Below are 26688 nucleotides of genomic sequence, written 5' to 3'. Positions count from 1 at the left end.
CTCACCCCTTAACTTTAATACTGAAGTTGTCTACCCAGATCTCGTCTGCTATGTGATAGACGTACCGCAGGCAATAAGATCCGGATCTTGTCGGTTCTATCAATGCATCCATTGTATGATTGTTGATATTCAGTTTTCCAGAGTCTTCCAGTATTTCCTGCTCTGTGTCTACGTCTATAAATATTAGTTCATATTCTGCAGATGTAATGGAAAAGGGAATTTCTGCTTCACACACTGGTTTTACTTTACTTCTGAAGCGGATCTTTTCTCCCAGATCCATTTCCACTTTCTCGACATATCTGATTGCCATTTAACCTTTCCCCTTTCTAACATACCTGCTGCCCCTCGTAGCATCTGGTAAACAGTTCTATCATAAGCTGATCTATCTCCAACAATGATTCAAACTCTACATTCTCTCTTCCGCCCTCGTATCCCCTCGGCACAAGTATTCCTTTCAGCTTGTGTCCAGATATCACAAACATAACAGTAGCGGCATAAGTTCCCATGCCGCTGCTGCTGTCTACATATATCTCTACTACAAATGTGCCATCCTCAGAGGCCGGAACGATTGCGTCCCAGATCTCCTGATCTGATCCATCCCGCCTCTGGAATTCTATATTGAATTCATTGCAAGATCCATACACCCTTGTAATCATCAGTCATCTACGATTGTGACAGAAATGATATAGGTCTTATTGGTATCGACTGGATTCGGGGATACGGACGCATCTGTGATCCTTTGCTGGTTAGGATCATACTTGACCGTTCTTGTGATGGTGGTTGTCTGTCCTGCACTGTCTTTAGTAATAATAGTAATACTATTATTACCAACAGTTTTTAACGCAACATCCTTGCTGAATTTTCCATCGGACGCAACTGTGGCAGCTTCTCCATTAATCGTTACCGTTACTGGGGATGATGTGATATCATTTGTTACTCCATATACAGTGATTGTCTGCTTATTCGTTACATATCCATCAATCTGGTTATCTACGCTCAATGATGGCGGTGTGGTATCAATCTTGAATGTCGTGCTTACCTGACTCGCTTCATTACCATCATAGTCGGATGCATCACACTTAATCGTGTGGGATCCATCGGTCAATGCTTTGGTTGGTGTATAGCTGCATGTATATCCGCCAGATACAGCCGTCTTCTTGATTTCGGATCCTGTGATTTTACTTCCTGAGTCTATTGTAAGAACAATTGTATCTGGATTCACACCAGAATCAGCATCCATCACTTTCCATTCAATTATTGGCTGATTATTCTTCAATGTCGCCTGGGATGTTGGATTTGTAATTGTGATCACAGGAGCAACTTTTCCTTAACAATCAGTTTCAACGCCGCTCCCAATGTGGTATCTGTCACATCCACAGTGGTTACATTACCGGCATCATCTGTTACTTTTAATGTGACACCATAATAATGCCCGCTCTGGTTATAACTGGACTTACTTGGTGCTGTAACTTCTGCTTCCCACTTACCAATGGAGCTGTTCAATGTAAGATCTATGGTCTGGCCATTCACAATATCCTGTGCCGATTTTACTGCCATGTTCTTTTTCTCCCCTCTAGTTTAACTTGTTTTCTGTGATATATTTGGAAATTTCATCAATGTGTTCTTTCAATTTTGAATCAACAATAATAAAATTTCCTTTGTTATTCTGTGAGATAAGATTTCCCTCTTTATCAATTTCTGAATATGTGAACGCAATTCTATCTCCCTCTCCAGTTACTAAATGAGCAAAACTTGTAAGTTTTTTCATTCCAAAATATTCTCCTTCGAAGTTATATAATCTTCAATTAATTGTGACATTTCGGTTTCATAATCAATAAATTCTATGTCAGATGAAATCTTGTTTTTTTCCAATCGTTCATATCCATAATCTATTTGTTTGGCCTTTACTTCCCAGTCAAAAGACATATTAGCTGTACCACATACAAGAAACCCTGCATTTTCTTTTTTGGTAACTTGCATCGTACCGCTTTCTGCCTGGATAAAAACATAATATTTTTGAAACGTTGCTATCGTTTCAGCAAAAATTGGATCGAAAGCTACATAGCATTCTCCATTTTCATCTGTTTTTCCTTCGCCAATATCTCCAAACATTGGTGAAGGCATTTCATAGCAGTATAGCAATCTTTCTCCATAAGATGTATCTATGATTCTACTTTTGCTGCCATGTGCATTAATTGTATCAGCTTCTAATCCTCCAATAAGATAATGCGGTCCATGGTGATGATAAGTCAGTCCTGTATCACTGGTATAGTTGCCATGTGAACCTATCTGCACTCCTCTGGTGCAATCTATGATTAACATTCCATCTTTTGATGTTAATGGCTGCACATCAACTGGATCTCCTCCGGTTCCTATCGTAAAAGAAGCCTCCCCTATTGCATTATTTTTTGTACCTTCTACATAGATACTTCCTGGATATATTCTTGTTACGTTTTCCCCTCTTGTATAATTAATGGGAGAACCAGCCATTTTTCCACCAACTCTTATCTGAGACTTTCCGTTATAATAATTATTCCAGATTCCAACACTTCCCATCAGTAACATATACGTATTTATCTGTGTTTCACCGAAAAATGCCGTTCCATCGCCACGCAGTTTAAATGTCTGGCTCCATGTTTCTTCTCCCGCTTTTTTCTTTGCGCAGAAAAGTATATATGTTCCAGCCGGATTATCCTTGTAAGGTGGCCTCAGTTTCACCCGATATGTATTCCCATCCGCATCGTCAATGTCTTTCACAATGCCATCTTCCGTGATGGACCATCCACCGATGGTTGCTCCGATCGCATACAGGTCATCTACACTGATGGCATCTGCTTTTACTGTTTTGGATTTGATATACTCACCGTTTAGATATATCTTGCCATTCATGCGATACAGCCCCTGGACTTCTCCATTGTTGGTGAGGATATTGAACATCTCTTCTCCGGTGAGTTCTTCCATTTTCTGTACATAGGAAATGGTTTTAGTCTGCAGTAATATGGTCTTCTCCTGATCCAGATACAATTCTATATTAATCATCTTGGTGCTTCTGGCTCCAGAAATGACCACATTATCTTTTCCCATGGCTGGATAGGTAGTATCTGCCATCAGAAAATCGTACAGGTGATATCTCAACTCACTTTCCGGTGTCCTGGATTCGTAGACTTTTTCTTTTGCATCGTCTTCTGATACCTCATAGATCATGAAATAGCCGGCATAAGTTTCTCTTGCCCCGTCTTTTCTGCTATAAGCAGAAATCTCAACCGCATTAGGCTCCAGCATTCCATTTTTACTCTTAACTACAATCTCGTTCGATACTTCCAGAAAATAGTTTTCTGCACTTTCTCCTTTCTGGCCTGCATAAAGCTTGGCCACTGTGAACCGTTTCGTAACGATATAGTTTTTTGCGTAGACTGCTTTTACATCCACCCACGCTGAATCTGCCAGAAGTCCCTCCACCGTATAGGCTCTGGAGCTGCTGTTCCACTTTCCAGTTACATAAGATGATGCTGTCACAGTAAAGGTACAGTCTGCAGTTACGTCTATGGCTCCAAAATACACCGTAGGCTGGAACGTAATTTCTGGAAATGTATCATAATTTCCTTCGCTGTCCACATTTACCGTGGCATATTCACAATCAAACTGCATAACCAGTGTTTTTGTATCCTTTAATGCCTCTTCCAGATTCTGATCACCAATTCGGATGCAGTCCCCACTGATTAATACTGTTCCTGTATCTTTGTTAGCACTAAAAATGGTCTTCCCTCTTTCATCCTGAATAACCATCTCTCCTGTATTGATCCAGGATGCACTGATACCTTTGGCTTTCAGTATGGAAATAATTGCTTCCCCATCTACAGTAATTCCAGTTGGCCAAGTCTTGCCCCCATCCGTACTGATAGCCAATGCTTCACTGGTAATCTGCATGATCACCAGTGAATCTTTCAACTGTGGCTTATCATGCAGGAAATATTTATAGCTTCCATCCGTCTGTTTTTCTGTAGTCTCAAACAATCCACTGGCTCCATCCAGGCGTTTTCCAAGCGCATCTACTGCACTGTCAAACCCATACTTGTAATTATCCAGAAGTTCCCGGTATTTTACATAATTCTTGGTACTCTTTGTGAACCTCTCCACGCTATTTCTGAGCGGTGTGGCTGCACATGTTTTTGACTGCTGTGTTCCTCCAAAGGTATAAGTGATACTGTTTAGCAGTGTCTTTTTCATATTCCCTTTTCGGTCAACGATCCTGGCCAGATCACCGGCTTCTATTACCGGATCCGGCTCATGACTGACCGATATTTTCCGAAATGTCAAGCCGATCAGCTTTTCTCCCAGCCACCCGGCCACAGTCTCCCCAGATCCCTGGATCAGTGAATTGTCCTCGACAGCAATCAGGTATCCCTCCTGCCCTGACAGATAGGTCTCATCCCCATCTGTCACTTTTACCCCAGTGATTACCACATCCTCTGTGGATACCGATCCACTCAGGTAATTACTGATTTCTACAAAATCACCTGTATCCTGCTCATATCTGGAAATATCATAAAATGCTATCTCCATCTGGCCAAACCTGTTTATCCTGCACCAGTTACCGCTTATCTGTCCTACCATGGCCAGCATCTCACGGAATGTACTTGCCTCTGGTTTGCTCTGTACCACAAAGTCATCATGTGAAAATGAGGCTGTTGCAAGTCCCACTCCACAGCAATGGCAGGCATCCCTTACAATTGCCCCCAGCGTTGCCGGATAGCCCAGTGTACTTTTGGTATAGTCCCTGTCAAAGTTCCGCATGTAGTCATATGCTTTTACCGTAATGACATCACTTACATCATCTCCGGAATCTGCAATATATGTTCCTTTCTGCAGCCATTCTGTTCCTGTGTCCAGCTCCAATCCAATCTTTATCGATATTTCAGCTCCGTAGAATTCTTTATCATCAAAGAATCCATCCGAATTATCCAGTTTCAATGTCAGCACATTAATGATGGCGGTCCCTACGCTGAACACATCAGCTGAAGATACGTCATCGTTGATGGTCAGACCAAACAGGCTGTTCTCATCCAGTTCCTTTTCTGTTCCGTCTGCGAACTGGATATTCAATTTTGCATGATAGATTCTGTTTTCCTTTTCTTTGTATTCCTTTGATGTCGTTATCATGTTCCATCACCTCTGTACCACATCTACAGATACCGACCTGTAGTAATAATTTCCATCCCCGATAGCTCCCAGCGCTTCTTTCGATAAAGTGCCACGGTAGGATTCTATGGTAAGATCTACACCATCATCATGGAAGGAAAGTGGGAAATATCCTTTGATCAGCTTTTTCTTAATCAGAACAAGCTCCGTTTCTGTGATAAATTCCCACTTGATCCCCAGTGTTTTCTTCTCAGCCACCGGGTTTCCGATCATTTTTCCTGACACTCCTCTGCCGGTACCGGATGTCCAGATAATTTCATCATTTATACTCAATGAAGTCGGGGCTGGAAGTACCGTACTCCCCGCCCACAATATTTTCCTTGCCATATATGCTCCTATTCCACCGATACCGGATTGAATCTGATATCCATCGCCTTTTCTACCGCCTTGATTACCTTAGCCATCTGTTCGCCATCCAGATAGAATCCCATTCCGGTCAGTGCTGCTACAATCCTCATGACCGCATTATTCATCACACGTTCCAGATCCGCTTTCGTGATTCCTGTTCCTCCAGCTTCTCTTACCGCTTCTGCTGCCATCTGCTTCAGTTTCTTTTCTGGTGCTACCACTTCTCCCTGATGACGGTTATCACCGATCATGGCCAGCTGTGGTGTGTTTGGCTTCACATATCCACCTTCTGCCAGCTTCGGGATCTGTGGTGCATTCAACGTAGCAAAGTTAAATCCCAGTGTGTTACCGCCTATTCCAGGCACCCACCTCGGAATGCTGATCCGCAGTTTGTTGAATGCCTGCAGTACGTAATTGATACCGGTTACTACGCCTTTTATCAGACCATTAATCAATCCGATTATTCCATTGATCGGGACTTTGATCAGTTTGAGAATATTCTGGAACGCTCCTACCAGTGCGTTGCTAATCCTGCTTCCTACAGAAGATGCTGTATCTGCAATCTTGTTCAGTATTCCGGAAATTGTATCATGTATTCCATCCCAGATCTTCTTTCCAGTCTCGCTGATAGTGGCCCATACTTCTGATATCTTATCCCTGATTGAACCGAACACCGATTCTACAGTGCTTTTTAGATTGTTCCACACAGTAGACAATGTGGATGTGATCTTCTCCCATACCACAGATAAGACATTCGCAATCGCATCATGAACTTTGCTAATGGTATCTTTGATCCCACCCCAGATTTCTCCTGCAAACTTTTGAATTCCTTCCCAGATCTTCTTTAACTTGGCTGATATCTTATCCCAGTTCTTATATAGTGCAATGCCGCCTGCAATCAGTGCTGTAATAGCTACTATTGCAATTCCTATTGGAGACGTCAGGAAACCAATGGCTGCTCCAAGCCCTGTTATCACTGTATTTGTAATTAAGGCTATCGCATTCCATGCAGACATTGCTGCTGTAACCACTCCCCATGCAGCTGCAAATGACAATGCAACTGTTGTAACAGCCTGTATAATCCCTGGGTTTTCTGCACACCAATCCGAAAATGCCTGCAATTTCTGGTTAATATTATCCCATTCTCCAAGGAAGCTGTTTGCCACCCAATTTGCAATTGGCTGTAATACGCTGTCCCAGAACCACTGGAATAATGGCTGTAATGCAGTAATGATATTGTTGAATGCCTCTATTGCAATCCTTAGTGTGTCTAAAAACCTTGGTACAACCTCATTAGCAGTCCAGGTTCCAAGAGGTACGAGCACATTCTTCCAGAACCACAGCAACCCTTCTCCCACATTGGTAGCAAACGGTGTCAGAACCAACCACAGGTTATGCAGGCCATTCTGGATCACTTCATAATGGACATTGGACAGACCATCATTCAGGGCATTGACAAACTCAGGTATTCCTTTTCCCAGTACCCATTTTCCCACTGGCACCAGAAAACTCTGATAGAAGTCTTTCAGTGCATTTGCTGAAAAATTTCCCAGCTTTGCCAGCCCGTCGCTCCATAATCTCTTTAATGCATCTGTTGCCGGCTGTGCCAGTCTGGTAATGTTCTCGAACATTTTAGTGAACTTGTTGTCCACCTTATCGATCACGTCTTCACCCTGAGCCAGATTTCCAAAATCTACGCTCTGACCAAGCTGCTGTCCAGCTCCGCTTCCAGTCCCTGTATTTCCAGAACTAGTGCCACTTGTGGAAGTGGCCGGTGCATCCAGGCGGTTGATCTTATCGAATCCCATCAGGGATTTCATCTTTTTAGCCGCTTTCTGTGCTGCATCCCCAGCCTTTTTTGTAGAACTATTGAGATTGTCAGCTGCTCCTGCTGCGCTTTCAAGTCCGCTTTCTGCCTCATCAGCTGTATCTGTAAGATCTGCGACCGGAGCCGCTATCTGACTGGTTCCGCTGGACTTCTGACCAGTGATCAATTCTGTAAAGCTCTTGAATGCATTTGCCAGTGTGGCCAGCTTTCCGATCAACGCATTGATCATCTTTAATGCCGGTGTGAACAGATTAATAAGCCCCTGGCCAACAGTAGCCATAAAAGACTCCATCTGCAGCTTCATGATACGGACCTGATTCGCCCAGCTTCCGGATGTTCTTACAAAGTCACCGGTTGCTGCAGATAACTGATCCTGTACAAATGCATAACGCAACGACACTTTCTCAGCCTCTGTCATAGCAGATGTGGTCTTTCCATATCCATTTGCCATAGCATAGGCATCCAGCGCCGTCTGCGTCATAACCACGCCCAGATCTTTTAGTGACTCAGTCTCACCAGTGAATACGGATTTCAGCTTCGTATAGGCTTCATCCTGATTCAGATTGTAAAAGGATGCCACATCACCGGTCAGTCCAGTTAATGTGGATGCCATATCATAGGCCTCTTTTTCCGTGAAGCCAAAGGCTTTTGCCATGGCGCCAAACGTACCAGTGTACTGCTTGGCCATGGTTTCTGAAAGTCCAAAGCTCTGTGCTGCTGACTGGGCGAATTTATCAACCTGAGCCGTCATGTGCGGGAAGGTCACGTCTACAACGTTCTGTACTTCCGCAAGATCTGAGCCAAGTTCCAGGCACTTGGTGCCGAAATCTTTTATACTTTTTACTGCAAAAGCACCTGCCAGAATTTTCCCAGTCTTTTTTGCAATTCTGGTTATGCCCTCCATCTGGGCCTTGAATAAACTATGATTCACTACCAGGTCAAGACCAATCTGGCCTACTGATGTTGTATCATCCATATATACCACCTGCCTCTGTCACGAGGACATCGGCACATGGCACTACTTGTCCTGGTTTATTCTTATCTCAAATTCTTTTCTGCAGTGTCTCGCCTGACACTTTAAAAATACACCCCGGCACTTTGCATCCGGAGTGTACTGTACTTTCTGTTCATGCCCGCAATATGGACACTTTACTTTCACTTTTTCAATCTCTATTCGCCTCCCATTCCTGCCATCCTCATGAAGGCTGCCTTGATCCCGGCCAGATCTGCTTCCATTGCAGTTCGGTCTGTCATCTTTTCCAGTATTCTGGCCCGCTTTCTTTTCCACTCATTACGGATTCTGTGCTGTTCTTGGGTAAAGTTCTTCAGGATGTCCTCATCCTCTTCTGCACGTATGGATACGATTCTCCCCAGTGCTGTGTCCGGGCCAATGCCTACCAGAAGATCCCGGAATTCATCCCACTTCATACCTGTCGGAAGTTCCCTGGATAAACGAATCCCGTACTGTGACTGAAAAGATGATACGATAAGTCCAAAATCATCTATCAGATCATAGTACGGGTCACTGCTCTCCCTCTTCGTCTTCTCCCATAACCAGCTCCATTGCTTTCTGAACAATCGTCATAAGTGACTTTGCCGATAATTTCTTTCCTTTATGTTCTAAGCTACAAATCTTTTCCATATCTTCCGGTGAAAAGATTAGGTTCAATGCCTCGCCTACTGCCTGCATTTCTGAGTTGTTTGCAAAAACTCCCATCAAGCGGAGCATGGTCTCAGCATCCCCCTTTACCTCTACTTCAATATCTTCGATTTTCAGCACTGGATTCTCTGAAAAATCCAGTTTGTCTGTAATGTCAATCTTCTTTGCCATCTTTATCTTCCTCTCTGACTATAATGCCGGTGTAATGGTCGGCTTGCCGTTGCTGATCACATCAAATTCCAATGCGCCTACATTGGTGGAATCACCGCCTCCACAGTTTTTCACATCGTACACGGCATTTTCCCATGAAATAGCCGTACCGTCTGGCATCTCCCACTCGAAGTAGCCTTCCGCATCTCTGCCGTTGCTCCAGGTCTTACCAGCTACAAAATCATTTCCGGTATCTCCAATATTTCTTTTTCCGTTCAGAGTAATGGTAATCGCTTTCGCCGTCATCAATGCCCGCTGCCATCCTTCCTGATCCATTGGTGTCCAGGTCTCTACACCATTGGAAAAGGAAATGCTGAACGTTTCCATATCGGCAATTACTGTAGCGCCATCATTTTTCGCTCCGGACTTGAATTTATTATCAAGTACCGGAAATACGCCTGTTTTTCCTGACATCTTATTCGCTTCCTTTCTTCTCAAATATTACTGCCGCCTCTATCACGCTTTCCCAGATTCCATCGTCATCTGTTCCGATATCCTGCGGTTCATACATCGGCATGAAGAACTTGATCTTCTCTTCATTTACCTCTGCATCCCGCACTTCCCGGATCTTTTCAAACAATTCTGATGCGGCCTTTTCCGTATCACTGTTTCTTTTGTTCCAGTGAATCAGTATGGTGATATGTTTGAGGCCATACTTTTCGTACTGTGCCCCGCCTAATGCTGCATGCCCCGCATACTGATGTTTGCTGTTGTATACCCCTATGGCTTTTTCCATCTTCCCGGGCATTTTTCCATAGTACACATGCTCTGCCATATTCCAGGATGCAATCACATCCCGCACATCTGCTAAAGTCATACTCCTGTCAGCCTCCTGTAAATTTCTTTGTAGGCATTGATGCAGAAATCTGCATGCTTGCCTCCGGCCAGCCAGTCTGTGTACCATTTTCCTCTCGCATGTGGATTCTCATCCGTCTGGAAATGATATTCTGGATGGAAGTACATCCGTCTGGCATATGGGGTACTGGACACGATCGATACTTTTCCTCGTTTGCTTTCCGATGCATCTACAAATGTGCTTTCATTCTGAAGATTACCGGTATCCCTCGGAAATACCTGTGCCTGTACCACTTCAGTGTGCAACGCCTCCGCTGTTTGCTCCAGCGCAATTACCTGGGATTCTTCCAGTCTTCTGATTCTTGGAAGATTCAGTTTTATTGTAGAGCTTACATTGATCATATCAGCAGCACCTCCGTGTAATTCACTGTGCCATCCGCATTCCTGGCTTTTCTGGCTTCCAGGATCCGTCTCTGCACGCCAAAGACTGTTGCGCTTCCGCCGGAGATCACCGGCAGCTCCGGGCAGATATCTCCCGGAAACAATGCCGTTCCTGTGATCTGTACCAGTTTCTTTTCTGTTGTCAGGACTGTTTTTGCCTTATCCTGGTAGTTGCATTTTCCGAAATATATGACCGGATCCAGCGGATCTCCCCGCTCGTCCAGTCCCTCACGGTCCATCTGCAAGCTGATATTCGTCTTGCAGAGACGTTTTGGTATTAAGCATGGATATTTCATAGTCTCACCCCATTAAACGGCAGCACAGTCCTGTCTGGGACAGCAGAGCGTACGCATCCCGCTTCATTGCTACCCCTTTATCGGCAAATACATTCCAGCTGCTGCCAAACTGTGCAGATACCCCATTGATACTGTATGAGGACAGGATCATGTTGATCTCGTCCTCATTCTCATATTCAAATTGTGCCTGCTGACAGGTGACTTCCTGTAGTACTTCCTGCTGCCATGGAGTCAGCCTTTCCTTTCCGCTGCCTACTAATCGGTTATAAGTCAGGGAATCAATATGTCTGGATGCCGTTTTCAATCTCTGACTGATCTCATCTTCATCCAGTTCTATACTGGGATACATTTTCTGAAACGTTCCCACTGATGCATAAGGTACATAGGTCATGTAAACCACCTCACGCTTCCATAAGTGCAGGTCCTGCCGCATCTGCCTCTTCCTTTTTGCCCTGCTTTCCTTTTTTTGGTGTTTTCTCCAACTCATATCCATGTTCTTTGAACCATTCAATGAGATGTGGGTCTTCTGTTTCCCCTACACCATTGCAGAATGGAACAGAAGCGGATACACCTGTGTAGTTTTTATTTGGACTATAGATCTTCATGTCTGCCTCCTACTTTACCTTGATTTTTCTGAACACGCCTGCTGCCTTGGATGCTTTCAGGGCAATCGCCGCATTCATTTCTACTTCGCCTTTCTTTACTGCTCCGGCTGTAGAATAATCTGGAAGCCATGTCTGTACCGGGGATACTCCTGCAAAAGATACCGCATGAAGTCCATCCATGGCCAGACGTGCCACATACAGGGACGTAGTGCCATCTACAGCAATTGGGACAACTTCGTCATTTGTTCCAGGCTTTGTCTTCATATCCACAAATGGGATTCCCGCATAACTTTCTACCTGATTTCCCCAGCTGTCCAGTGTTGTCTGATACATACTGGCACGTCTTGCGCATGCTCTCAGCTTAGAAATCAGTTTGTTATTCCCGGCAATAAAGGATGGCTTGCCATCCAGACCACCAAGGAACTCATCCAACATATCCAGAAAATACTGATAGTTTGCAGTAACCAGTTCTGATGTGGACAGATCGATTGCGTTCTCTGTATTGTACTCAGTAGAGCTTCCTGTCAGTGCTTTGTCGATACCATCGAAGCACTTTGAATCTGTGGCACTGTCACCATTGATGAAAGTATCGTTAAACAGTGCCTGTGCTGCTTTGATCTTCTGGGACTGCTGCAGTTCCACCTCACTGACAATACCGCCCATATTTGCAATGACACGGTCGATCTCATAAGCGCCACCAAATACTTTGATCTCTACTGTGTGAGATTCCTTTGTTACTTCCTGTGGCGTGTATTCCTTGTTAATCTCACGGAACTGTGCAGTCGGCTGTGTTTTCAGTCTTGTATAAGTATAAGCCGGTGTTGCACCGCCTCCTGTCGGGGATACCGCATCATCAAACGGAATATGTTCCAGAATATAATTGGACTTCTGGAATTCATCAATGACTCCCATCTGCAGGTCATCCTGCACGTTTTTCTTTGCTTCCTCTAATGTAATCGCCATTCTTATTCACCTTTCCCTTCTGTACCAAAATTCAGTCTTGCGGCAATTGCTTCTTTCATGGTTACCTGTTTTTCTCCCTCTCCTCCCTGGTTCTCTTTTGGCCTCATAGGGAAGAATCCTCTTTTCGCACCTGGTTTCTGTTCCTGTTTAAAGAGGAATGGTTTGCTTTCTTTCAGTGTTTTTACCTGCTCATCCAGACCGGTTACTTTTCCGTCCTCTCCAAGAATCAGCTTACTACGGTCTACCAGACCTGCCACCAGATCACTGTCCTGAGCTGATGCGGAAATAGCTACCTTAATGGCATTGGTCAGCTTCAGGTCTTTCATTTCCTGCTGGTGTTCCTGATCTTTCTGCCTGTTCTGCTCCTGAAGATCTGCGATCTGCTGTTTCAGTGTCTCATTATCCCCTGCTGCTGTCTTCAGCGTCTCAAGCTGAGTCTTGTAATCATTTACGGTTGTCTCAAACTGTTTGCGTTCCTGTTCCTTTGCATCAAAGGTATCTTTATCCACATAGCCTTTCAGTTCTTTTTCAGATTCCTCTGCTGCCTTCTTTGCCAGTGATTTCTCAATACCCAGTGCTTCAAACTGTTCCTGTGTCATGTTCTACTGCTCCTTTCTGATAGTTTTACGTCATTTCCGGACATAAGAAAAAGACGCTTCACCCTGCGTCTCAAAGGGAGATACCGGATCACCGCCTCTCTACTGCTCTGTCTTCTTTTCCTTGGTTTCTACGATCTCAACCGCTTTCATCTTTGCCAGATACTCTGCTCTTTCCTTGTTGGTCTCAAATGTTTCCCCTACCTGTCTGAGTTTCAGATCTGCCTCTTTATCCTTGAAATCATGAATCACTTTTACCTTCATTCTGTTCACCTCCTTCCCTTGCACCGGTGCAATTTTCTTCACTCACCTCTATCTTTCTCTGCTATACTGAAATTCAGGAGGTGATGTTATGCTTGATAAAATATCAAAGCAAGTACTGCAATATATTTTAAATTGTCCTGATGAAACATTTTCTGTAAATAAAGGCTATCCCAAACACATTCCACAACATGAATTTCTTTCCTCCGTGGATTTTCTGGAACAGGAAGGATATCTCACTACCAGGCGTGTTTCCAATGGCATCCTTCTTTCTGCGACACTTACCCATAAAGGGAAACACCCAAAAGAATTCTCTTCTATTGCCCTAAAAAGATATCTACTGGACAAATGGGTTGATATCCTTGCCTTGCTTATATCCATCCTTGCTTTTATCGGTGCCTACCGCCATGAAATCAATGCAGTATTACAGATATTAAAGCAAGTATTGACAAAATAAATGATACCCGTGACATCAGTGAAAAATCTGACCAACGATACCATAACTTTTCTTTTTTCATGATTGCTCCTTTCTGGGTACAAAAATACCACCGGTCATTTTCTGACTGGTGGTATCTATACCAAGCCTTTAATCTCATCATTTTTTACAAAAATTGTGTCCCAGTCTTTCGGGGAACTTCCTACATCAATCATGTAGCCATCGTCAAAAACTTCTACGATAACGCCTGTTCTTCCATCTTTTAGCTCTACTGTATCGTATTGTTTCATTTTCCCTCCTTCTCTGTCACATAAACAGATACCAGTCTTGGTTCTGATGACTCATTCTCTTTAATCCATGCTGTTAAAACATTTGCTGTTTTTCCATTCGGTCCGGTAATTTTCATTATCTGCTCATACTGTTTTCCATATTTTCCTTCACGTTTAAGAACCAGATCTTTTTCATCAAATAGCTCTAGTATCTTTTCCCGGAGTTCTTCACTGTTCTCCTTTGTATACCCAAGAGCTGCTTTGAATGCCCTAGCTTTTTCTTTTCCCACTGGGTGATCAGGGTTCAATGCATAGCCAATCAGTTTCTCTTTCGGGACATTTGCAAATGTCTGTAAGTTCATCTCTATTATATCAGCTTTAGAGGTATTTTCAATCTGTCTCTTAAAATTCTGGTCCAGAATTTTCATTACTTTCTTTGAGTATTCGCTCTGACTGGTGCCAAGCTTCGCCTGCGCAAATGCTTCTGCCATGAACTCATCCGCATTCTCCATGGAATATGTGCTTATCTTAATCTTTTTCAGCTTATTCTGTGCATCCGCCATACGTTTAAAGCCTTCCATAAGTTCTTCACTGCTTGCAGTCGGGTCTGTGAATACCCGGTCTTTTTTTATAAGTTTCAGGTTTTCTTCCGTGGCTCTAACGCTTTCTTTATATTCTTCAAACAGGTTCTTTATTTCCTTACGTATTTTCTTTTGTGGCTTTGTATCCATCCCAATGTAGTTTTTCAGTGGTGACTCCATATCTATCAGGCCATGTGCAAATTCATGTGTTGCTATGTACCTATCCGCTGTTCCATCTGCCAGATCTACACAATATCCTTTTTTAGATAATTCCTCAATCCTTCCAACCATGCTGTCATAATCCCCCATTTTCAGTGGATTCAATATCAGTTCTTTCTGTCCAACTACATTGTTATGACTTGTTGTTGCAAAGTTCTGTACACCAAGCATTTTTTTCTTATCCTCTACTCTGATTTTCGTAATGCCCGAATAGTATTCATCCGATAGATCCTGTATTGTCTGATTAAATTTCTGTGCAGTTTTTTCAGATATGCCCGTGTAATTTGCAGTAACGGGATTGTATGTTGTCTTTCTCAGTTTCTCTGCCGGCGTCTCATTTAAATTAAAGTGTTCTCTTCTGGCATCATATGCTTTCAATATGCTTTCCTGTGCAGCTTCATTGATTCTATCCATAGAAACTGGTGTGTTTTCTGATTTCCATGCTTTCTGCTTGGCTACATATCTCTGCCTGTTCTCCGGATCCAGAGAATATTCTGCCATTCTTTCGTACTTCTTTTCCTGGCGTCTGGCATATTGTTCCCTGTTTTCTTCTCTCTGCCTGTCTACCAGTTCCTGCAATTCTTCTCTCGTGTAGACACGGCCAGATTTTGCCTGGGCTGAAGCTGTGTTGATGCCTTCAAAGTATGTAGTATGTGCATCACGGCATCTTGGATGATAAAGCCCGGCTTCTACTGCTTTGCTCATCAGCGGGTATTTCACACCTGTCAGACGTGAGATTCCGTCTTTCGGTCCACCGCTCCACACATCATCCATCATGACCTTTCCTACAAACGGCAAGCACAATGGGCACGGATTCCCACGTTTATTCATAATGACCGTGGCTATACCCCATTCCTGACGTTTCTCGCCTTCTCCCTGAAGATAGGCCCTTTTGCTGGCTGTTCTTATGGCCATATCTGCATAATCCGCCAGTGTGTGTCTGGCTCCATTGGCATATTCTACACAGTTCAGTCCTGCTGCCAGAAAGTCTCTGGTAGCCATATCCACAGCCTTCTCATAGGTTCCTGCTCCTGTATTGGCATACACCTGTGCGTTAAAGATGATCTTCCGGTACTGGTCATTGGCCATACGGAGCACTGCCGTCTCTGCTTTCTCCATATCATTCATAGCCGCTTTTATCAGTGCATCCAGCTTTCGTTCATTCAGCTTGAAGAATTCTGCTGTTCCTCCCGGATCCACCTTTCTGGCCGGGAAGCCACGCTTGATCTCCTGCAGGATCTTAATCTCCTGATCCATATTTCCCTGATCCTTCGCCGCCCGGATCATTTCTTCGATCTGGCCATTGATATCTTTGAACTGCTTTCCATATTTGACAGCATTCTTTTTCTTGTACCGTTCAAGCGCTTTCAACTGCTCGGTCTGCCACATAGACCACCGTTTCTTCTCATCCTCTTCCTCATCCTGGTGGCGGTCCATGTTCCGCATCATAGAGGCAATCAGTTCATTTTCTATGGTTTCAAACGCCAGGCCAATATCATATTCATCATTAATCTTTGCCATTTGTGTATACCCTAAAGCCCTGTTTCTTGAATTCTCGGCTCAGTTCTTTTACCTTGGTGATGCTTTCACATTTATCACAGCGCAGCTCTGCATAGCCTTTCTTCTCTATGGCATAGATACCAAGTGGTACCTGTTCCCTGGCGATCTCCAGCAAGCCCTGATATTCCCTATGGCTCATCCGCCACATTCGGTTGTTTATTTTTACCTTCACCGCTATCATCTCCTTCCAGACCTGCCTGGAATTCTCCAGCTTCCAGATTTACTGCTGGTTCTTCCAGATCAGCAATACCCTGTTCCAGTTTCAGGCGTTCCACCTCAGCCTCTTTTTCTTCCTCAGTCCAGGTATCTCCATACATCTGATCTACAGATGTCTCAAGGCTCATCACACCATATTGTTTTGCCTTGCCTACTGTATCCACAGTGGTTCCAAAGTCTGGTGCTGCATATTCTCCAAACTTCACGGTCGGTTCATATTCCCCTGGTGCTTTTCCACACATCAGGTCATAACACTGGAGAATGATGGTGCATAACTGTGGAAGCACCTCATTCAGTGTATCCACAATCTTATTTCTTACATGGATCGTGGCTTTTTCCTTTTCACGTTGTGCATCCGCATTATCCTGTTTTTTCAGATCAATTCCCAGTGTAGCCGGTGACATTACGCCCTGAAGGGCTATGTCCAGAAAACTGATATAACTGTTTACATAGGCTTCATAGGATATCTGGGGCTGTGAAATCTCCACCTGATGGTTTGCCTTCTCTGACATGTCATCACCGATGGCTATAAAGTCGTTATCAAATGGATTGGCCGGAAGCAGTTTTCCATTCTCCGGATCTCTTGGAATCAGGCTGTCCGGTATGTATCTCTTGATCCTTCCCATCCGGATAGCATCCAGCCACTGGCTGATTACTTCATCCAGACCATCCAATACGTCCGTCTTACTGTCAAACAGGGCTTTACCCCGGTTCTTGTATTTTGTAGATGTCAGGATCCTGATCGGCACTGCCAACATAAGATCCCCTTCAATGCCAATATCTACCAGATGTTCCGTCTCAGGAAGAAGCTTCAGATCTGCTTCTTTCCCATAGTCATCATAGAGCTTATATTTGATATATCCATGGCCATAAGTTTCTTCCAGGCGGTATTCTTTACTTCCGCTTTTGTACGTGGTGTAAAACTTGATCTCACGGAGTCTGGAATGGATATACACATAATCCACATCTTCCGCATCATAAAACTCTACGATCGGATATGGACTGCATTCATCTGCAGTTAACTTAAAAGCTCCGTCTCCTGCTGCCAGTGTCGATGTGATTGCTTCCCCGATCACATCATTGAGCTTGCCTTTTTCATAGATATCATCCCACAATTCCTTTATGGTATCTATCCCCTCTCCAAAGTCAAATGCATCCAGATCCGCCAGAACGATGTCCTTATACCGGTCTATGACCATTGACGGCACCCCGCTGTGGATCTTCCGTACACTTCCTTGTGCCTTTGCAGCCCAGAACCTTGCTTTCTCCACATCCCATTTTGCAGTTTTCCGGAAATACTGCTCCAGCATGACACTGTCACCTTGATACCACAGTTTATTTCTGATCACATTTTCCCGGAATGTATGTGGCTCCCTTATTACAATCGTCCGGTCCGTTGTCTGTTCGATCCTGAACAGCCGGACAATGAAATTCTGAATCCAGTTCATGTGTTACCTCCTGAATATTTTACTCTGATACGGAATCCAGCCATACTGCACGGAGTTTACCATGTGGTCGTGTCCGTCTTCCGGTGTATTGTCTTTATCCTCTTTCCAGCTGTAGGTTTCCAATTCACTGACGTAGTTCGTGCAGTGATCCAGTACATAGAAACACGGTTCTATACCCTCCCCGTCATCAAAGGCCAGCCATCCAAGCTGTGTATTGATTCGGTCGATGATCTCCATCTTTTTCCAGGCATCATTCAGTACATAAATGCAGCCGTTCCTGCGCTTGTACTTATTCCACTCCTGCATGGTTGCCTGATCTGCATTATCCAGGAATGCATTTCTGGCCAGCCCCCACTCTTTTCGGTTTCTTTCCAGGAATTCCACCAGATTCTTTACCGTATCTGATGGGGCCAGCGGTATATTTAGATCTGCATTGCTGTATACCTTCTCATCCAGAACAATACACTTGCCAAGGTTCGTGATTCCAAGGAATGAAAACGCTATTGTGTCCGGTGATTTCTGTGAATAGGACGTATCTACTGCAGCTGAAAAATACATAAAGAATTCTTTCTTTATTTCTCCTGGCTTCTGGACAAATTGTTTCGCCCAGGCTTTATTCTTTACATGATGCTTCCTGTCAAAATTGGAGAATACCAGCCCAGTAGCCTTTCCTCTCAGGCCTTCGATCTTATTCTTCCAGATCTTAGTGCCTTTGGGAGTATTTTGTATGATCTGCTGCTTCTTTTCTTCCGAAAGCCCCGCATTATCATCAAAAGAGAAGAACCAATGCACCCATCCAGGCTTTGGTTCTTCCTTTAACTCATCTTTGATTTCCTTCGGTGTGCTTCCCGCCCACTCTGAAAGCGGTCTGCTACAGTTAATATATTCCTTGTATACATCCAGCCCCGGATCATCCGGATTCAGTGTAGCCATGAGATAGTCACATCTCATGGATGCCTCACGGACAAAATCAATATCTGCTGTATTGATCTCGTCAATATAAAGGCATCCATACTGGCCACCAAGGGCTTTCTTCCACTTTTTCTTATTGCCATACCCAAGAACATAAATGGTTTTGTCACCGCCTGGAGCATGGAACAGAATATGTGGGATCTTGTCATCCTTGGTTCCGGATCCGTTGTATTCCACAAGGATTCCAAAATCATCCAGAATACCAAGATCTTTGTTGATAATGTTCTTCTCTGCTGTACCTGTATCATCTGCTGCCAGAATATGCAGTTTCTTCGGTGATTCAGCCACCTTGCACATGAACTTAAACAGCCCTACTGTTGTTTTTCCTGCTGCCGTAGTGCCTTCAAGGAACTCTGCTGGTGCGTTGCATTTCAGGAATGCCTTATACTTTTCTGATAAAACCAGTCTTTCCGTGCTCACTATCCATCACCACGCAATTGCTGCAGGATATCTGCCAGTTTTTTCTTTTCATCCTCCAGCCCCGATACTTCCACCTTATCTTTAAACATTCCCAGGTGGCGTCCCAGAAGCTCCAGGGCTTTCTCTTTATCATTTAATTTGATTTCTATTCCATATTTTCCATCCTTTATCCCTGCGATAGCCCGAATCTGCTGCTCGTTCAAATTTTCTGTATTCTTAAGAAGAACTCTTCCATCTTTCACTTCTGCATAGTCAGTTGTTCTTGCAAATGCAATTGCTGCCAACTCTTCCAGAACACGATCCTGTGTGATTTCAGTGCGCTCTTGTCTGGCTTGCATCCGTTCCTGAATATATCTTTCAACCTTGACATTTCTCAACATCCTGCTGCCGGCCTGTGCAGCGGTTTTATCCTTCTTTACTTTAGGATAAGCCACTTTGTAAGCCCTGGTGGCATTGAGGTCTATCAGATATTCATCTGCAAAAATCTTCTGTTTTTCCGTCATCAGAGCTCACCTTCTTTCTGATCTATGTAAAATACAGTCCTGCCAGTGCCATACACGACAGCCGATTGCCACCGTGAAAGGAGGTTTTCCACTTTTAGGCTGGCACTGTGCACGCTGTACGAAAATTGGCATCACAAAAGCGCCCCACTTATGTGGAGCGCCAAGGGAAGAAATATATGAGATTTCGATTCGGAAACCGTATCGCCTGTCCGATCTGGTTTCTCTATTTTTGATTGTAACACACTTTTTTATCCTTTTTATCCCGATTGCAAATATTTTGAAATTTTTTCACTGACTTTTGACTGCGCCAGATGAACCTGCTTTGCAATCTTGTTCTGGCCAATTCCATCTATGTAGTACATCCGGAAGATTCTGCGAGTCAGGCTGTCTGGTATGGCTTCTACCCATTCCTCGATCTCTGTACATTCTTTCTGCAGTTTCTCGATCCGTGTTTCATACAAGACACGCAATCGTTCTTCCCGCTTATGATCATATCCAACCACTGACTGAGGCCGTGGGTATCCCGTCTTATAATCGAATACTGTATCATTGCCTATCATGCTGTCCCCTTCTCCGAGATGATCCAGTTTATATTGCAGCTCCCGGATCTCTTCCTTACAGCTCCGGTAGCTCTCCAGCCGTTCTTTTGTCATCTCCTGCTTTTTCATTCTATCCACCACCTCAAATCAGTTTATAACCATCTTGTTCCTTTGCTGTATTCATCCCATGGAATCAGGATGTTCCTCTGTGTCTCCTGCTGCCGCAGCTGTTGTCTCTCCTGGTACTGCCGGTACCATTTATACACCCATTCCCACTCTTTCATGAATTTCTGTCTGGTGATACAAGAATTATTATAATGCTTTATCACCTTACGTACATAAACGGAATCCAGCCCCAGTTCTCTTGCAATCACATCTGTCCGGTATCCCTGCTCCACTTTCAGCCGGATAATCTCTTCTCTTAATGCTTTCCTTTCTCCTTTTATCTGCATACTCAATCCTCCAGATAATTGCGCCCGAACAATTTCATGAACTGCTGCCGGCTGTGGTTCTCTTCATAGGCTTTCTGTGCATCCCTCTGGATTTCCCGTAAGATCTCATAGTTCCTGTGGACTGCATCTGTACCAAATTCATGATGGTCAGGACAGAGGAACACATATAGCCCCTCTGTCTCTGCTATCTTCCTGTTTGCTCCCAGGAATGCATGATGCTTATGTAAGATTGGCCAGAGCCGATCGGAACCATTCTTCATACAGATATAGCATCTGCCGTCCCTGGCCTGTAAAATGCTGTCCTTATGCGTCTGGTGTTTCTTCTTACTGGGCTTCTTGGTGTACATCATTCTGGATCCTCTGACAGATCGATCATGGACAGTTCCCTCAGAAGCCTTTCATGCTTCTTATCCTCTTTCTTCCATGCCCGGAAGCGTGCCTGATTGGTCTCCCACAAAATACTTACGCCTTCGAAGAACGGGCCGCTTATACTGCTTTCATTCTCCTGATCAACAAATGCCGGATCTGCGATCAGAATGAATGCATTGTTCATGATTTCCAGATGATCAACTACCTGCAGAACCCTGTTGGCTATGCCAAATGCGTCTATCAATAACAGGTTCGTCACTTCCGCTTCTACATACTCTCTTGGCTCAATAGTTAATGCTCCATCACTGTTGCAACATTCATCTTTCCCATTCAGTCTGTAATATTTCTTTCTGGTTCCTATTTCCGGAACCTCTCCTGCAAGATCAATGATCTGTGCCATGATCTGCTTTGGTATATATTTTTTCTTTACATCCATTTCCCAACGGCTTCCGGCTATGTAATATCTGTCTTCTGTCTGGGCCAGAATTAATCCAGCACTTTTATATGTTGTTTTCATCAGCTGCTTTAAAATCTTGATATTAATAAACATCTTTTCCCTCCTTAGTTGAATGGCAGTTCTTCATCGATACCATCCGGTATATGCATGAACCCATCGTCTCCTGTAGTCATACTACTCTGCTTATATCCTGACTGCTTCAGTGCTGCCTCATCCCTTGCTTCCCGGTCAGCGCCGGATGCATTCTTGCTTTCGGCAAATTCCTGTTCTTCAATTACCACATCTGTGGTATACACCTTCTGGCCTTCCTTGTTGGTGTAGCTTCCTGTCTGGATCCGGCCTGTAATGGCTATCTTCATTCCTTTCCGGAAATACTTCTCAGCAAATTCTGCACTCTTTCCAAAGGCAATGCACTGAATAAAGTCAGCGTTCTGCTGCCCCTCCTGCTTATATTTCCGGTCAACGGCTAGAGTATATCTGGCTATTGCTGTAGCATTCTCTCCTGCTGAATACCGCACTTCCGGATCTCTGGTTAATCGGCCTATTAAAATTACTTTATTCATTCCATATCACTCCAATCTATAGCCTGTCCGCAATTTGGGCAGTAATTATGTTCTTCATAATCTAATTCATATCTAAACTTACATCTCGGGCATAGCCACTCATCCAGAACCAGTGAACCATCTGGCGCATATCCATCACCTTCAAGTGTTGGTTTTTTTGGTGTTTGTTTCGCTAGTGCTTCCATTGCTTTCTGCTCTGTTTTTTCCTTTTTGCTCATTTCTGGTTATTCCTCCATACGGCTCCCTTTTCATCCACTCTTCCGCTTTCTTATCTCTGTGTTTGATAGCCGGCTCTGTATTCTTTATCCTGGCTATTGTGTCCTCGCTTTTTTTCTGATGTCTTTTCCACATTATTTACTCTCTTTTCTTACAATTCTTACATTTTTCACATGTCTGTTTACTGGTTACCAGCTGGCCTTTCAGCAGATGGGAATGTGGACAGTTCGGTTCCACATATACTGCTATCTGACCAATCGTTTTCACATATCTGCACTTTTCATAGTTCTTCATGTTTCCTCCTCATATTCCCAGGTATTGCCTAATACATCCACGTCCTCTGACAGCCATTTTTCCCAGTGTTTATAGGATCCAAGGTCCTGCTGCTCCGCAGTTTCCATCACCTTTCGAATATGCCCTGCAATAATCTCTGCCGCTCCATACTCTGTCAGGCTATCCAAAAACTGCTTTCTGGTACCTACCGACCTCTCCTCTGGTTGTTCCGGTGCAATTTCGTCTGTTTTCCCGTCTTCTCCCACCGGCTTTTCTTCTGACTGTGATACCGTTTCTGCTCCATTTCCTTCAGAATCTGATCTATGCTCTTCTGGCTCATTTTCTTTCCCCTTCTCTTGATCCTGATGTTTCAATGTGTTTTGATCACGTTTTAATGCGTTTTGATCACGTTTCTTCTTTTCTGTTTTCTTAACCACTACAACCTTCTTCTCTTTTTTCTTTGGTTTACCCCCGCCGCTTCCAGTATTTACTGATGCTGGCGGTTCTTCCATTTCTTCCCCATACACCTGCTGCCAGGATTCCTGTAAGGTTCCCGACTCGATCAAATCAGAGGACAGATGCATAAGGGTATCCCAGGCAACCTGTTCTTTTTCATTCGTCCGAACATTAATCAGAACAGCTTGTTCTTCTTTCTCTTTCACAGATAACAGAAACTTTCCTAGACCTCTGATTCGAACACTGTATAACGTGGATCCGTTTGGATCCATGAGCCATTTGAACTTCTGCAGGTCTTTCTCTCCCTGAGCCCAGTCATATACCTTTTTGTACCATTCCTGATTATCATGTCCCAGCTGGATGATGACCTGCTGCAGAACCGAGATCTCCCCGTCCCAGTCCTTTGGCTCCATCATCACTTCCAGATCCGTGATCTTCTGTTCCTCTTCCACTTCGCTTCTGATTTCTTTGATCTCTTCTCTTGTAAAATCTGGTGTCAGTTCCTGTGCTATGACCATCGGAAGCTGCAGCATTTCTACCAGCTTGGTGTAACCCATTCCCTTGTAGGCATCCTGCAGTGTTTCCCCGTATCCTCCTTCACTATACCGGTCATTGATCTGCATGAACCGTGTCACCTGATCCGGTCTGAGATTGTACTCTGCTTCTGCAAACTGTGTCACGGTCTCATATCCGCTTTCATAAAGAATATTGGTGTCTCTGGCCACCTTCAGCAGATAACCGATCCTGACAAAGCTCTCCGCTGACCTGCTCAGTTCCTGGTCCAGGCTTTCCTTGTACTGCTTATAGTTACTGAATCCAATTACCCCGTCCATCTCTTTCTCCTTATCCTGCTGCCATGAAGTCTTCTTTTAACTTCTCCAAAACAAACGTATTCCTTTTTGCTTCCAGTTCCTGCAAATTCTGTTCCCGGAGCACAGCACTCTTCCTGGCATATTCCAGGTCTTTCCTGTTCAGACGTTTCTTAATCTCCCGCTGCCATTCCTTCAGGAATCCCCTGATGGTATCAATATCTGGTTCTTCGTCATAGTAAGATCGGTTCTGTCGGATCGTGCCATCCGGTTCAAATTCAATGGTATAGAACGGAATGTTCTCTTCCCCGACCTTCCTGCAGAATCCTATGTAGGTCTCCCTGTTGCAGATCCGGTTAAAATACCGGTCACTGGATCCACCGCAGTGATGCAATGCGTATCCCTCTTCCACAATCTCTACCAGGTCCTTTGGAATACGTATGATGTATTCTTCTCCCTGATAGGAATACTTTTCCCTGACGTCCTGTAGGATCACTTCTGCCTCCGGAAACTTATCCCGCATTGCCTTAGCTTCCTCTTCCCGTTCTTCTGGATCCTCATTCATCCGTTTCACGGCTTCCAGCTTCTGCCTATTGTTTACCAGTGCATCGTGGCGAGCTTTCAGGTTTTTCGGCTTATAAAACAGTTCGTCATCTAACTTCTGATCTGTGGCAACCATCATACTCAGATAATCTCCCCAGTGTTCCAAAGTGTCTTTCACATTTCCGGCATAATGCCGACTCTGTTTCTCCAAATAGTTCCTGAATTTTTCTGCACTTACTTTTTGGGTGATTGGAAGTAATGCTTTCCCCATCTCGGTTACTGTGATATGGTGGTCTGTCAGCCATTGCAAAGTATCCTGGGAAATCCTGTCATTCTGTTCATCTGAGTATTTCATCCACTCCATAACCATTTCTCCGCCATTCATCTGGCGGATCCTGTTTATTTTCTGCCGGTCTTTAATCCGGAAGACTTCTTCGATAGTTTTTCCATCCAGATCCAGCCTCCCGATATACATTTCTCTGTAAGTCCAGCAGTTTTTTATCGTATCTTTCAGCAGCTGTGTGAACTGCCCTTTCAGAAGATATTCCAGTGTATTTCCCAGTCCTCTTTCCTTTGCCCCGACAGCCATGGCAGCATTGTAATCTATCACAATCCCTTCATTTGCCATTGCTTCAAATGCCCTGATTAAAGATTCGTAGTCTGTACCTTTCAATGCTTCCGAAATTCCCTCAGGATACAGGCTGCACTCTGCCACTCTCTGATTACACGGATTGCTGTCATTCCACTCCGGTATGCACAGTTTTGTGTACCAATTCCGATGTTCCCCATCCTGGCTGTAATAAATCTTATAACCATGAGGGCGATACATCATGATCCGGATCGTCTCGCCCAACACACAGGTTCTATACTCATATCTGCTATAAACAGTCCATTTGAACCGCCTTGCCACACTCACTTCTTTGTCAATGTTCTGTAACAACAATATCTGTCCATACTGTTCCATGTGGTTTCTTCTGATTTTCAGCAGTCCTTCTCTGGAACAGTTCGGGCATTCCACCCAGTCATTGTGTTTTGCTTTTCCTTCCCCATAAACATTGATCAGATCCTTTCTCGGAAATTCTTCCCTACAAATTGGGCACTTGCAAAGTTTCTTGGTTTTATCCAGGAAAAAGAAGATAATTTCCTGATCATCCAGGATCTTTTCCTTCATACCATCTTCCGGTTCCGGCGGTATTCGTCCCATCAGTTCCCTGATCCGGTCGTATTTCAGTTCCAAACTCCGTTCTCGTTTATTCCTAAGCCAGTCCTCTTCCTTACTGCATATCTTGTATCCAAAATCTCCACCGCCCAGGCTTTTTGTAGCTGTTATACGGTCTTTTTCTGTATCCCATACCAGTTGATTACTCACATTTGGTTTATATTGCCAATAATCGGATTTTCCTTCGATTACCGTTGCCATCTTCCACTTATGGGTTACTTTTCCTTTCCTGAATTCATATTCCCCGGTATCCAGATCCATTGCATAACGGCCATAATGCCCGCCGTCTCTGTAGACATCGATCACCAGACAGTTCTTGTATTTATGCGCTTTCGCAATCAATCCCTTTTTCTTTTTCGGTGAGATTATTTCTACTGCCTCCAGGCTTTTCCACTTCACTTATCCACCACCTCCAGTTCATTCTTCTCATTTATTGTGTATATCCCGTCTTTTTCTGCTTTCACTGGCATCGCATATACGATCATTCCACGCTCATTCTCCCGCACCAACCCAAGATAACTGCCTTTTACTGCTGTCACTTTCGGATGTACACCTCTGGCGATCGCGATGGCGCCCTTCTGCTCTGCTGTCGCTCTGTCCCTGGCTATCTGACACATAGTTATGTTCCTTTCCCAGTCCATACGTGTGTTTCTGACCATATATTCCATGGTCTTGATCACAAACTGTTCCATGTTCAGTTCCTTCAAAAGCGTCATTTCTGTGCAAGAGCACACTTGTCCCTGTTCTTCATTGATGTCACCGCCGGCATTGATCAGGAAATACCGGTTGCCTTTGCCAAGTCCATAGTAGTCCAGACAGTCTGGTGCATACTCCACAAAATGGAATCCATTGCGTCTTGCCTTGCATTCCGGTTCAATGTAAGTGCCACTGGTAGCGTACTGATATACGCCTTTCCCCAGCGTGGCACACATATTTTTGTTGAAACCTCTGATTCCTTCCACTGTT

The 26688-nt window shown here is 44.1% G+C and carries 36 protein-coding genes; 1 reads left to right on the top strand and 35 read right to left on the bottom strand.

The genetic code is table 11. The features are described from left to right. Nucleotide 1: 1 nt before the first annotated feature. The 19 genes from OCV47_RS10550 to OCV47_RS10465 form a co-directional block, all read right to left on the bottom strand. Nucleotides 2–310: a hypothetical protein gene (locus OCV47_RS10550; RefSeq protein ID WP_262655051.1), complete on the bottom strand. Its 309-nt coding sequence runs from the start codon at nt 308–310 to the stop codon at nt 2–4. Between the two features lie 16 nt (nt 311–326). Beyond that, on the bottom strand, nt 327–656 hold the full coding sequence (locus OCV47_RS10545) for a PF13754 domain-containing protein (RefSeq protein ID WP_117449100.1): 330 nt from the start codon (nt 654–656) through the stop codon (nt 327–329). Then, entirely contained in the window at nt 656–1312 is a 657-nt protein-coding gene (locus OCV47_RS10540) for an Ig-like domain-containing protein (protein WP_317244309.1), read from the bottom strand. Before OCV47_RS10540 ends, OCV47_RS10545 begins: the two co-directional genes overlap by 1 nt. Continuing rightward, nucleotides 1309–1557, bottom strand: coding sequence for a hypothetical protein (locus OCV47_RS15790; protein WP_317244308.1), 249 nt, complete (start codon nt 1555–1557; stop codon nt 1309–1311). The genes OCV47_RS10540 and OCV47_RS15790 overlap by 4 nt, the downstream gene beginning before the upstream one ends. A 16-nt stretch (nt 1558–1573) precedes the next feature. Next, nucleotides 1574–1768 carry a hypothetical protein gene (locus OCV47_RS10535; protein ID WP_262655050.1) on the bottom strand — a complete coding sequence of 65 codons (195 nt, stop codon included), beginning with the start codon at nt 1766–1768 and terminating at the stop codon, nt 1574–1576. Then, nucleotides 1765–5160, bottom strand: coding sequence for a hypothetical protein (locus tag OCV47_RS10530; protein ID WP_262655049.1), 3396 nt, complete (start codon nt 5158–5160; stop codon nt 1765–1767). The genes OCV47_RS10535 and OCV47_RS10530 overlap by 4 nt, the downstream gene beginning before the upstream one ends. A 6-nt stretch (nt 5161–5166) precedes the next feature. Next, a complete protein-coding gene (locus OCV47_RS10525) occupies nt 5167–5526 on the bottom strand; it encodes a hypothetical protein (protein ID WP_262655048.1) in 360 nt (119 codons plus the stop codon). 8 nt (nt 5527–5534) lie between these two features. Continuing rightward, a complete protein-coding gene (locus OCV47_RS10520; RefSeq protein ID WP_262655047.1) occupies nt 5535–8351 on the bottom strand; it encodes a phage tail family protein in 2817 nt (938 codons plus the stop codon). A gap of 194 nt (nt 8352–8545) precedes the next feature. Next, nucleotides 8546–8953 carry a bacteriophage Gp15 family protein gene (locus tag OCV47_RS10515; RefSeq protein WP_262655046.1) on the bottom strand — a complete coding sequence of 136 codons (408 nt, stop codon included), beginning with the start codon at nt 8951–8953 and terminating at the stop codon, nt 8546–8548. Next, nucleotides 8898–9206 (bottom strand): hypothetical protein, encoded by a 309-nt coding sequence (locus tag OCV47_RS10510; protein WP_262655045.1) that lies wholly within the window; start codon nt 9204–9206, stop codon nt 8898–8900. The genes OCV47_RS10515 and OCV47_RS10510 overlap by 56 nt, the downstream gene beginning before the upstream one ends. Nucleotides 9207–9224: 18 nt before the next feature. After that, on the bottom strand, nt 9225–9659 hold the full coding sequence (locus tag OCV47_RS10505) for a phage tail tube protein (protein WP_262655044.1): 435 nt from the start codon (nt 9657–9659) through the stop codon (nt 9225–9227). Between the two features lies 1 nt (nt 9660). Continuing rightward, a complete protein-coding gene (locus OCV47_RS10500) occupies nt 9661–10062 on the bottom strand; it encodes a phage tail terminator protein (RefSeq protein ID WP_117449108.1) in 402 nt (133 codons plus the stop codon). After that, nucleotides 10059–10442: a hypothetical protein gene (locus OCV47_RS10495; protein ID WP_262655043.1), complete on the bottom strand. Its 384-nt coding sequence runs from the start codon at nt 10440–10442 to the stop codon at nt 10059–10061. The genes OCV47_RS10500 and OCV47_RS10495 overlap by 4 nt, the downstream gene beginning before the upstream one ends. Continuing rightward, nucleotides 10439–10777 (bottom strand): hypothetical protein, encoded by a 339-nt coding sequence (locus OCV47_RS10490; RefSeq protein ID WP_262655041.1) that lies wholly within the window; start codon nt 10775–10777, stop codon nt 10439–10441. Before OCV47_RS10490 ends, OCV47_RS10495 begins: the two co-directional genes overlap by 4 nt. A 4-nt stretch (nt 10778–10781) precedes the next feature. Further along, entirely contained in the window at nt 10782–11168 is a 387-nt protein-coding gene (locus tag OCV47_RS10485; RefSeq protein ID WP_262655040.1) for a head-tail connector protein, read from the bottom strand. A gap of 10 nt (nt 11169–11178) precedes the next feature. After that, a complete protein-coding gene (locus tag OCV47_RS10480; protein WP_262655038.1) occupies nt 11179–11382 on the bottom strand; it encodes a hypothetical protein in 204 nt (67 codons plus the stop codon). A gap of 9 nt (nt 11383–11391) precedes the next feature. Beyond that, nucleotides 11392–12345 (bottom strand): major capsid protein, encoded by a 954-nt coding sequence (locus tag OCV47_RS10475; protein WP_262655036.1) that lies wholly within the window; start codon nt 12343–12345, stop codon nt 11392–11394. A gap of 2 nt (nt 12346–12347) precedes the next feature. Continuing rightward, nucleotides 12348–12944: a phage scaffolding protein gene (locus OCV47_RS10470; RefSeq protein WP_262655035.1), complete on the bottom strand. Its 597-nt coding sequence runs from the start codon at nt 12942–12944 to the stop codon at nt 12348–12350. A 99-nt stretch (nt 12945–13043) separates the two neighbouring features. After that, on the bottom strand, nt 13044–13205 hold the full coding sequence (locus OCV47_RS10465; RefSeq protein ID WP_262655034.1) for a hypothetical protein: 162 nt from the start codon (nt 13203–13205) through the stop codon (nt 13044–13046). A gap of 88 nt (nt 13206–13293) precedes the next feature. Here OCV47_RS10465 and OCV47_RS10460 point away from each other — a divergent pair, with 88 nt between their 5' ends. Continuing rightward, a complete protein-coding gene (locus tag OCV47_RS10460; RefSeq protein ID WP_262655033.1) occupies nt 13294–13659 on the top strand; it encodes a hypothetical protein in 366 nt (121 codons plus the stop codon). A 116-nt stretch (nt 13660–13775) separates the two neighbouring features. Here OCV47_RS10460 and OCV47_RS10455 read toward each other — a convergent pair whose 3' ends face one another. The 16 genes from OCV47_RS10455 to OCV47_RS10380 form a co-directional block, all read right to left on the bottom strand. Beyond that, the gene (locus OCV47_RS10455) at nt 13776–13928 is read right to left on the bottom strand and encodes a hypothetical protein (protein ID WP_262655032.1); all 153 of its coding nucleotides are present in this window, start codon (nt 13926–13928) and stop codon (nt 13776–13778) included. Continuing rightward, a complete protein-coding gene (locus OCV47_RS10450) occupies nt 13925–16228 on the bottom strand; it encodes a phage minor capsid protein (protein ID WP_262655031.1) in 2304 nt (767 codons plus the stop codon). The genes OCV47_RS10455 and OCV47_RS10450 overlap by 4 nt, the downstream gene beginning before the upstream one ends. Beyond that, nucleotides 16215–16439: a hypothetical protein gene (locus tag OCV47_RS10445; protein WP_262655030.1), complete on the bottom strand. Its 225-nt coding sequence runs from the start codon at nt 16437–16439 to the stop codon at nt 16215–16217. Before OCV47_RS10445 ends, OCV47_RS10450 begins: the two co-directional genes overlap by 14 nt. Continuing rightward, a complete protein-coding gene (locus tag OCV47_RS10440; RefSeq protein ID WP_262655029.1) occupies nt 16396–17931 on the bottom strand; it encodes a phage portal protein in 1536 nt (511 codons plus the stop codon). Before OCV47_RS10440 ends, OCV47_RS10445 begins: the two co-directional genes overlap by 44 nt. Before the next feature lie 3 nt (nt 17932–17934). Further along, nucleotides 17935–19323 (bottom strand): terminase, encoded by a 1389-nt coding sequence (locus OCV47_RS10435; protein ID WP_262655027.1) that lies wholly within the window; start codon nt 19321–19323, stop codon nt 17935–17937. Continuing rightward, nucleotides 19323–19826 (bottom strand): terminase small subunit, encoded by a 504-nt coding sequence (locus OCV47_RS10430; RefSeq protein WP_262655026.1) that lies wholly within the window; start codon nt 19824–19826, stop codon nt 19323–19325. Before OCV47_RS10430 ends, OCV47_RS10435 begins: the two co-directional genes overlap by 1 nt. A 257-nt stretch (nt 19827–20083) precedes the next feature. Beyond that, nucleotides 20084–20494, bottom strand: coding sequence for a hypothetical protein (locus OCV47_RS10425; protein ID WP_262655025.1), 411 nt, complete (start codon nt 20492–20494; stop codon nt 20084–20086). A gap of 23 nt (nt 20495–20517) precedes the next feature. Next, complete coding sequence (locus OCV47_RS10420; RefSeq protein ID WP_262655024.1) at nt 20518–20817, bottom strand: hypothetical protein; 300 nt, start codon at nt 20815–20817, stop codon at nt 20518–20520. A 2-nt stretch (nt 20818–20819) separates the two neighbouring features. After that, a complete protein-coding gene (locus OCV47_RS10415) occupies nt 20820–21167 on the bottom strand; it encodes a hypothetical protein (protein ID WP_262655022.1) in 348 nt (115 codons plus the stop codon). After that, nucleotides 21164–21736, bottom strand: a complete 573-nt coding sequence (locus OCV47_RS10410; protein ID WP_262655021.1) for a hypothetical protein — start codon at nt 21734–21736, stop codon at nt 21164–21166. The genes OCV47_RS10415 and OCV47_RS10410 overlap by 4 nt, the downstream gene beginning before the upstream one ends. An 11-nt stretch (nt 21737–21747) precedes the next feature. Next, nucleotides 21748–22206, bottom strand: coding sequence for a single-stranded DNA-binding protein (locus OCV47_RS10405; RefSeq protein ID WP_262655019.1), 459 nt, complete (start codon nt 22204–22206; stop codon nt 21748–21750). Further along, nucleotides 22203–22424, bottom strand: coding sequence for a hypothetical protein (locus OCV47_RS10400; RefSeq protein WP_262655018.1), 222 nt, complete (start codon nt 22422–22424; stop codon nt 22203–22205). Before OCV47_RS10400 ends, OCV47_RS10405 begins: the two co-directional genes overlap by 4 nt. 136 nt (nt 22425–22560) lie before the next feature. After that, nucleotides 22561–22716 (bottom strand): hypothetical protein, encoded by a 156-nt coding sequence (locus OCV47_RS10395; protein ID WP_262655017.1) that lies wholly within the window; start codon nt 22714–22716, stop codon nt 22561–22563. Then, nucleotides 22713–23984, bottom strand: a complete 1272-nt coding sequence (locus OCV47_RS10390; RefSeq protein ID WP_262655016.1) for a hypothetical protein — start codon at nt 23982–23984, stop codon at nt 22713–22715. The genes OCV47_RS10395 and OCV47_RS10390 overlap by 4 nt, the downstream gene beginning before the upstream one ends. 10 nt (nt 23985–23994) lie before the next feature. After that, nucleotides 23995–26121: a PcfJ domain-containing protein gene (locus OCV47_RS10385; protein WP_262655015.1), complete on the bottom strand. Its 2127-nt coding sequence runs from the start codon at nt 26119–26121 to the stop codon at nt 23995–23997. Then, a complete protein-coding gene (locus OCV47_RS10380) occupies nt 26118–26684 on the bottom strand; it encodes a DUF7666 domain-containing protein (protein WP_262655013.1) in 567 nt (188 codons plus the stop codon). Before OCV47_RS10380 ends, OCV47_RS10385 begins: the two co-directional genes overlap by 4 nt. Nucleotides 26685–26688: the final 4 nt, after the last annotated feature.

The sequence above is a fragment of the Muricoprocola aceti genome (genome assembly GCF_025567005.1).
Classification (GTDB): domain Bacteria; phylum Bacillota; class Clostridia; order Lachnospirales; family Lachnospiraceae; genus Marvinbryantia; species Marvinbryantia aceti.
This window is presented reverse-complemented; position numbering and strand designations above follow the sequence as displayed.

What these genes read in the sequence shown, in the direction of transcription:
- OCV47_RS10550 (WP_262655051.1), bottom strand. Translation starts at nt 310, where the DNA reads ATGGCAATCAGATATGTCGAGAAAGTGGAAATGGATCTGGGAGAAAAG.
- OCV47_RS10545 (WP_117449100.1), bottom strand. Translation starts at nt 656, where the DNA reads ATGATTACAAGGGTGTATGGATCTTGCAATGAATTCAATATAGAATTC.
- OCV47_RS15790 (WP_317244308.1), bottom strand. Translation starts at nt 1,557, where the DNA reads ATGGCAGTAAAATCGGCACAGGATATTGTGAATGGCCAGACCATAGAT.
- OCV47_RS10535 (WP_262655050.1), bottom strand. Translation starts at nt 1,768, where the DNA reads ATGAAAAAACTTACAAGTTTTGCTCATTTAGTAACTGGAGAGGGAGAT.
- OCV47_RS10530 (WP_262655049.1), bottom strand. Translation starts at nt 5,160, where the DNA reads ATGATAACGACATCAAAGGAATACAAAGAAAAGGAAAACAGAATCTAT.
- OCV47_RS10525 (WP_262655048.1), bottom strand. Translation starts at nt 5,526, where the DNA reads ATGGCAAGGAAAATATTGTGGGCGGGGAGTACGGTACTTCCAGCCCCG.
- OCV47_RS10520 (WP_262655047.1), bottom strand. Translation starts at nt 8,351, where the DNA reads ATGGATGATACAACATCAGTAGGCCAGATTGGTCTTGACCTGGTAGTG.
- OCV47_RS10510 (WP_262655045.1), bottom strand. Translation starts at nt 9,206, where the DNA reads ATGGCAAAGAAGATTGACATTACAGACAAACTGGATTTTTCAGAGAAT.
- OCV47_RS10505 (WP_262655044.1), bottom strand. Translation starts at nt 9,659, where the DNA reads ATGTCAGGAAAAACAGGCGTATTTCCGGTACTTGATAATAAATTCAAG.
- OCV47_RS10500 (WP_117449108.1), bottom strand. Translation starts at nt 10,062, where the DNA reads ATGACTTTAGCAGATGTGCGGGATGTGATTGCATCCTGGAATATGGCA.
- OCV47_RS10495 (WP_262655043.1), bottom strand. Translation starts at nt 10,442, where the DNA reads ATGATCAATGTAAGCTCTACAATAAAACTGAATCTTCCAAGAATCAGA.
- OCV47_RS10490 (WP_262655041.1), bottom strand. Translation starts at nt 10,777, where the DNA reads ATGAAATATCCATGCTTAATACCAAAACGTCTCTGCAAGACGAATATC.
- OCV47_RS10485 (WP_262655040.1), bottom strand. Translation starts at nt 11,168, where the DNA reads ATGACCTATGTACCTTATGCATCAGTGGGAACGTTTCAGAAAATGTAT.
- OCV47_RS10480 (WP_262655038.1), bottom strand. Translation starts at nt 11,382, where the DNA reads ATGAAGATCTATAGTCCAAATAAAAACTACACAGGTGTATCCGCTTCT.
- OCV47_RS10475 (WP_262655036.1), bottom strand. Translation starts at nt 12,345, where the DNA reads ATGGCGATTACATTAGAGGAAGCAAAGAAAAACGTGCAGGATGACCTG.
- OCV47_RS10470 (WP_262655035.1), bottom strand. Translation starts at nt 12,944, where the DNA reads ATGACACAGGAACAGTTTGAAGCACTGGGTATTGAGAAATCACTGGCA.
- OCV47_RS10465 (WP_262655034.1), bottom strand. Translation starts at nt 13,205, where the DNA reads ATGAAGGTAAAAGTGATTCATGATTTCAAGGATAAAGAGGCAGATCTG.
- OCV47_RS10460 (WP_262655033.1), top strand. Translation starts at nt 13,294, where the DNA reads ATGCTTGATAAAATATCAAAGCAAGTACTGCAATATATTTTAAATTGT.
- OCV47_RS10455 (WP_262655032.1), bottom strand. Translation starts at nt 13,928, where the DNA reads ATGAAACAATACGATACAGTAGAGCTAAAAGATGGAAGAACAGGCGTT.
- OCV47_RS10450 (WP_262655031.1), bottom strand. Translation starts at nt 16,228, where the DNA reads ATGGCAAAGATTAATGATGAATATGATATTGGCCTGGCGTTTGAAACC.
- OCV47_RS10440 (WP_262655029.1), bottom strand. Translation starts at nt 17,931, where the DNA reads ATGAACTGGATTCAGAATTTCATTGTCCGGCTGTTCAGGATCGAACAG.
- OCV47_RS10430 (WP_262655026.1), bottom strand. Translation starts at nt 19,826, where the DNA reads ATGACGGAAAAACAGAAGATTTTTGCAGATGAATATCTGATAGACCTC.
- OCV47_RS10425 (WP_262655025.1), bottom strand. Translation starts at nt 20,494, where the DNA reads ATGAAAAAGCAGGAGATGACAAAAGAACGGCTGGAGAGCTACCGGAGC.
- OCV47_RS10420 (WP_262655024.1), bottom strand. Translation starts at nt 20,817, where the DNA reads ATGCAGATAAAAGGAGAAAGGAAAGCATTAAGAGAAGAGATTATCCGG.
- OCV47_RS10415 (WP_262655022.1), bottom strand. Translation starts at nt 21,167, where the DNA reads ATGATGTACACCAAGAAGCCCAGTAAGAAGAAACACCAGACGCATAAG.
- OCV47_RS10410 (WP_262655021.1), bottom strand. Translation starts at nt 21,736, where the DNA reads ATGTTTATTAATATCAAGATTTTAAAGCAGCTGATGAAAACAACATAT.
- OCV47_RS10405 (WP_262655019.1), bottom strand. Translation starts at nt 22,206, where the DNA reads ATGAATAAAGTAATTTTAATAGGCCGATTAACCAGAGATCCGGAAGTG.
- OCV47_RS10400 (WP_262655018.1), bottom strand. Translation starts at nt 22,424, where the DNA reads ATGAGCAAAAAGGAAAAAACAGAGCAGAAAGCAATGGAAGCACTAGCG.
- OCV47_RS10395 (WP_262655017.1), bottom strand. Translation starts at nt 22,716, where the DNA reads ATGAAGAACTATGAAAAGTGCAGATATGTGAAAACGATTGGTCAGATA.
- OCV47_RS10390 (WP_262655016.1), bottom strand. Translation starts at nt 23,984, where the DNA reads ATGGACGGGGTAATTGGATTCAGTAACTATAAGCAGTACAAGGAAAGC.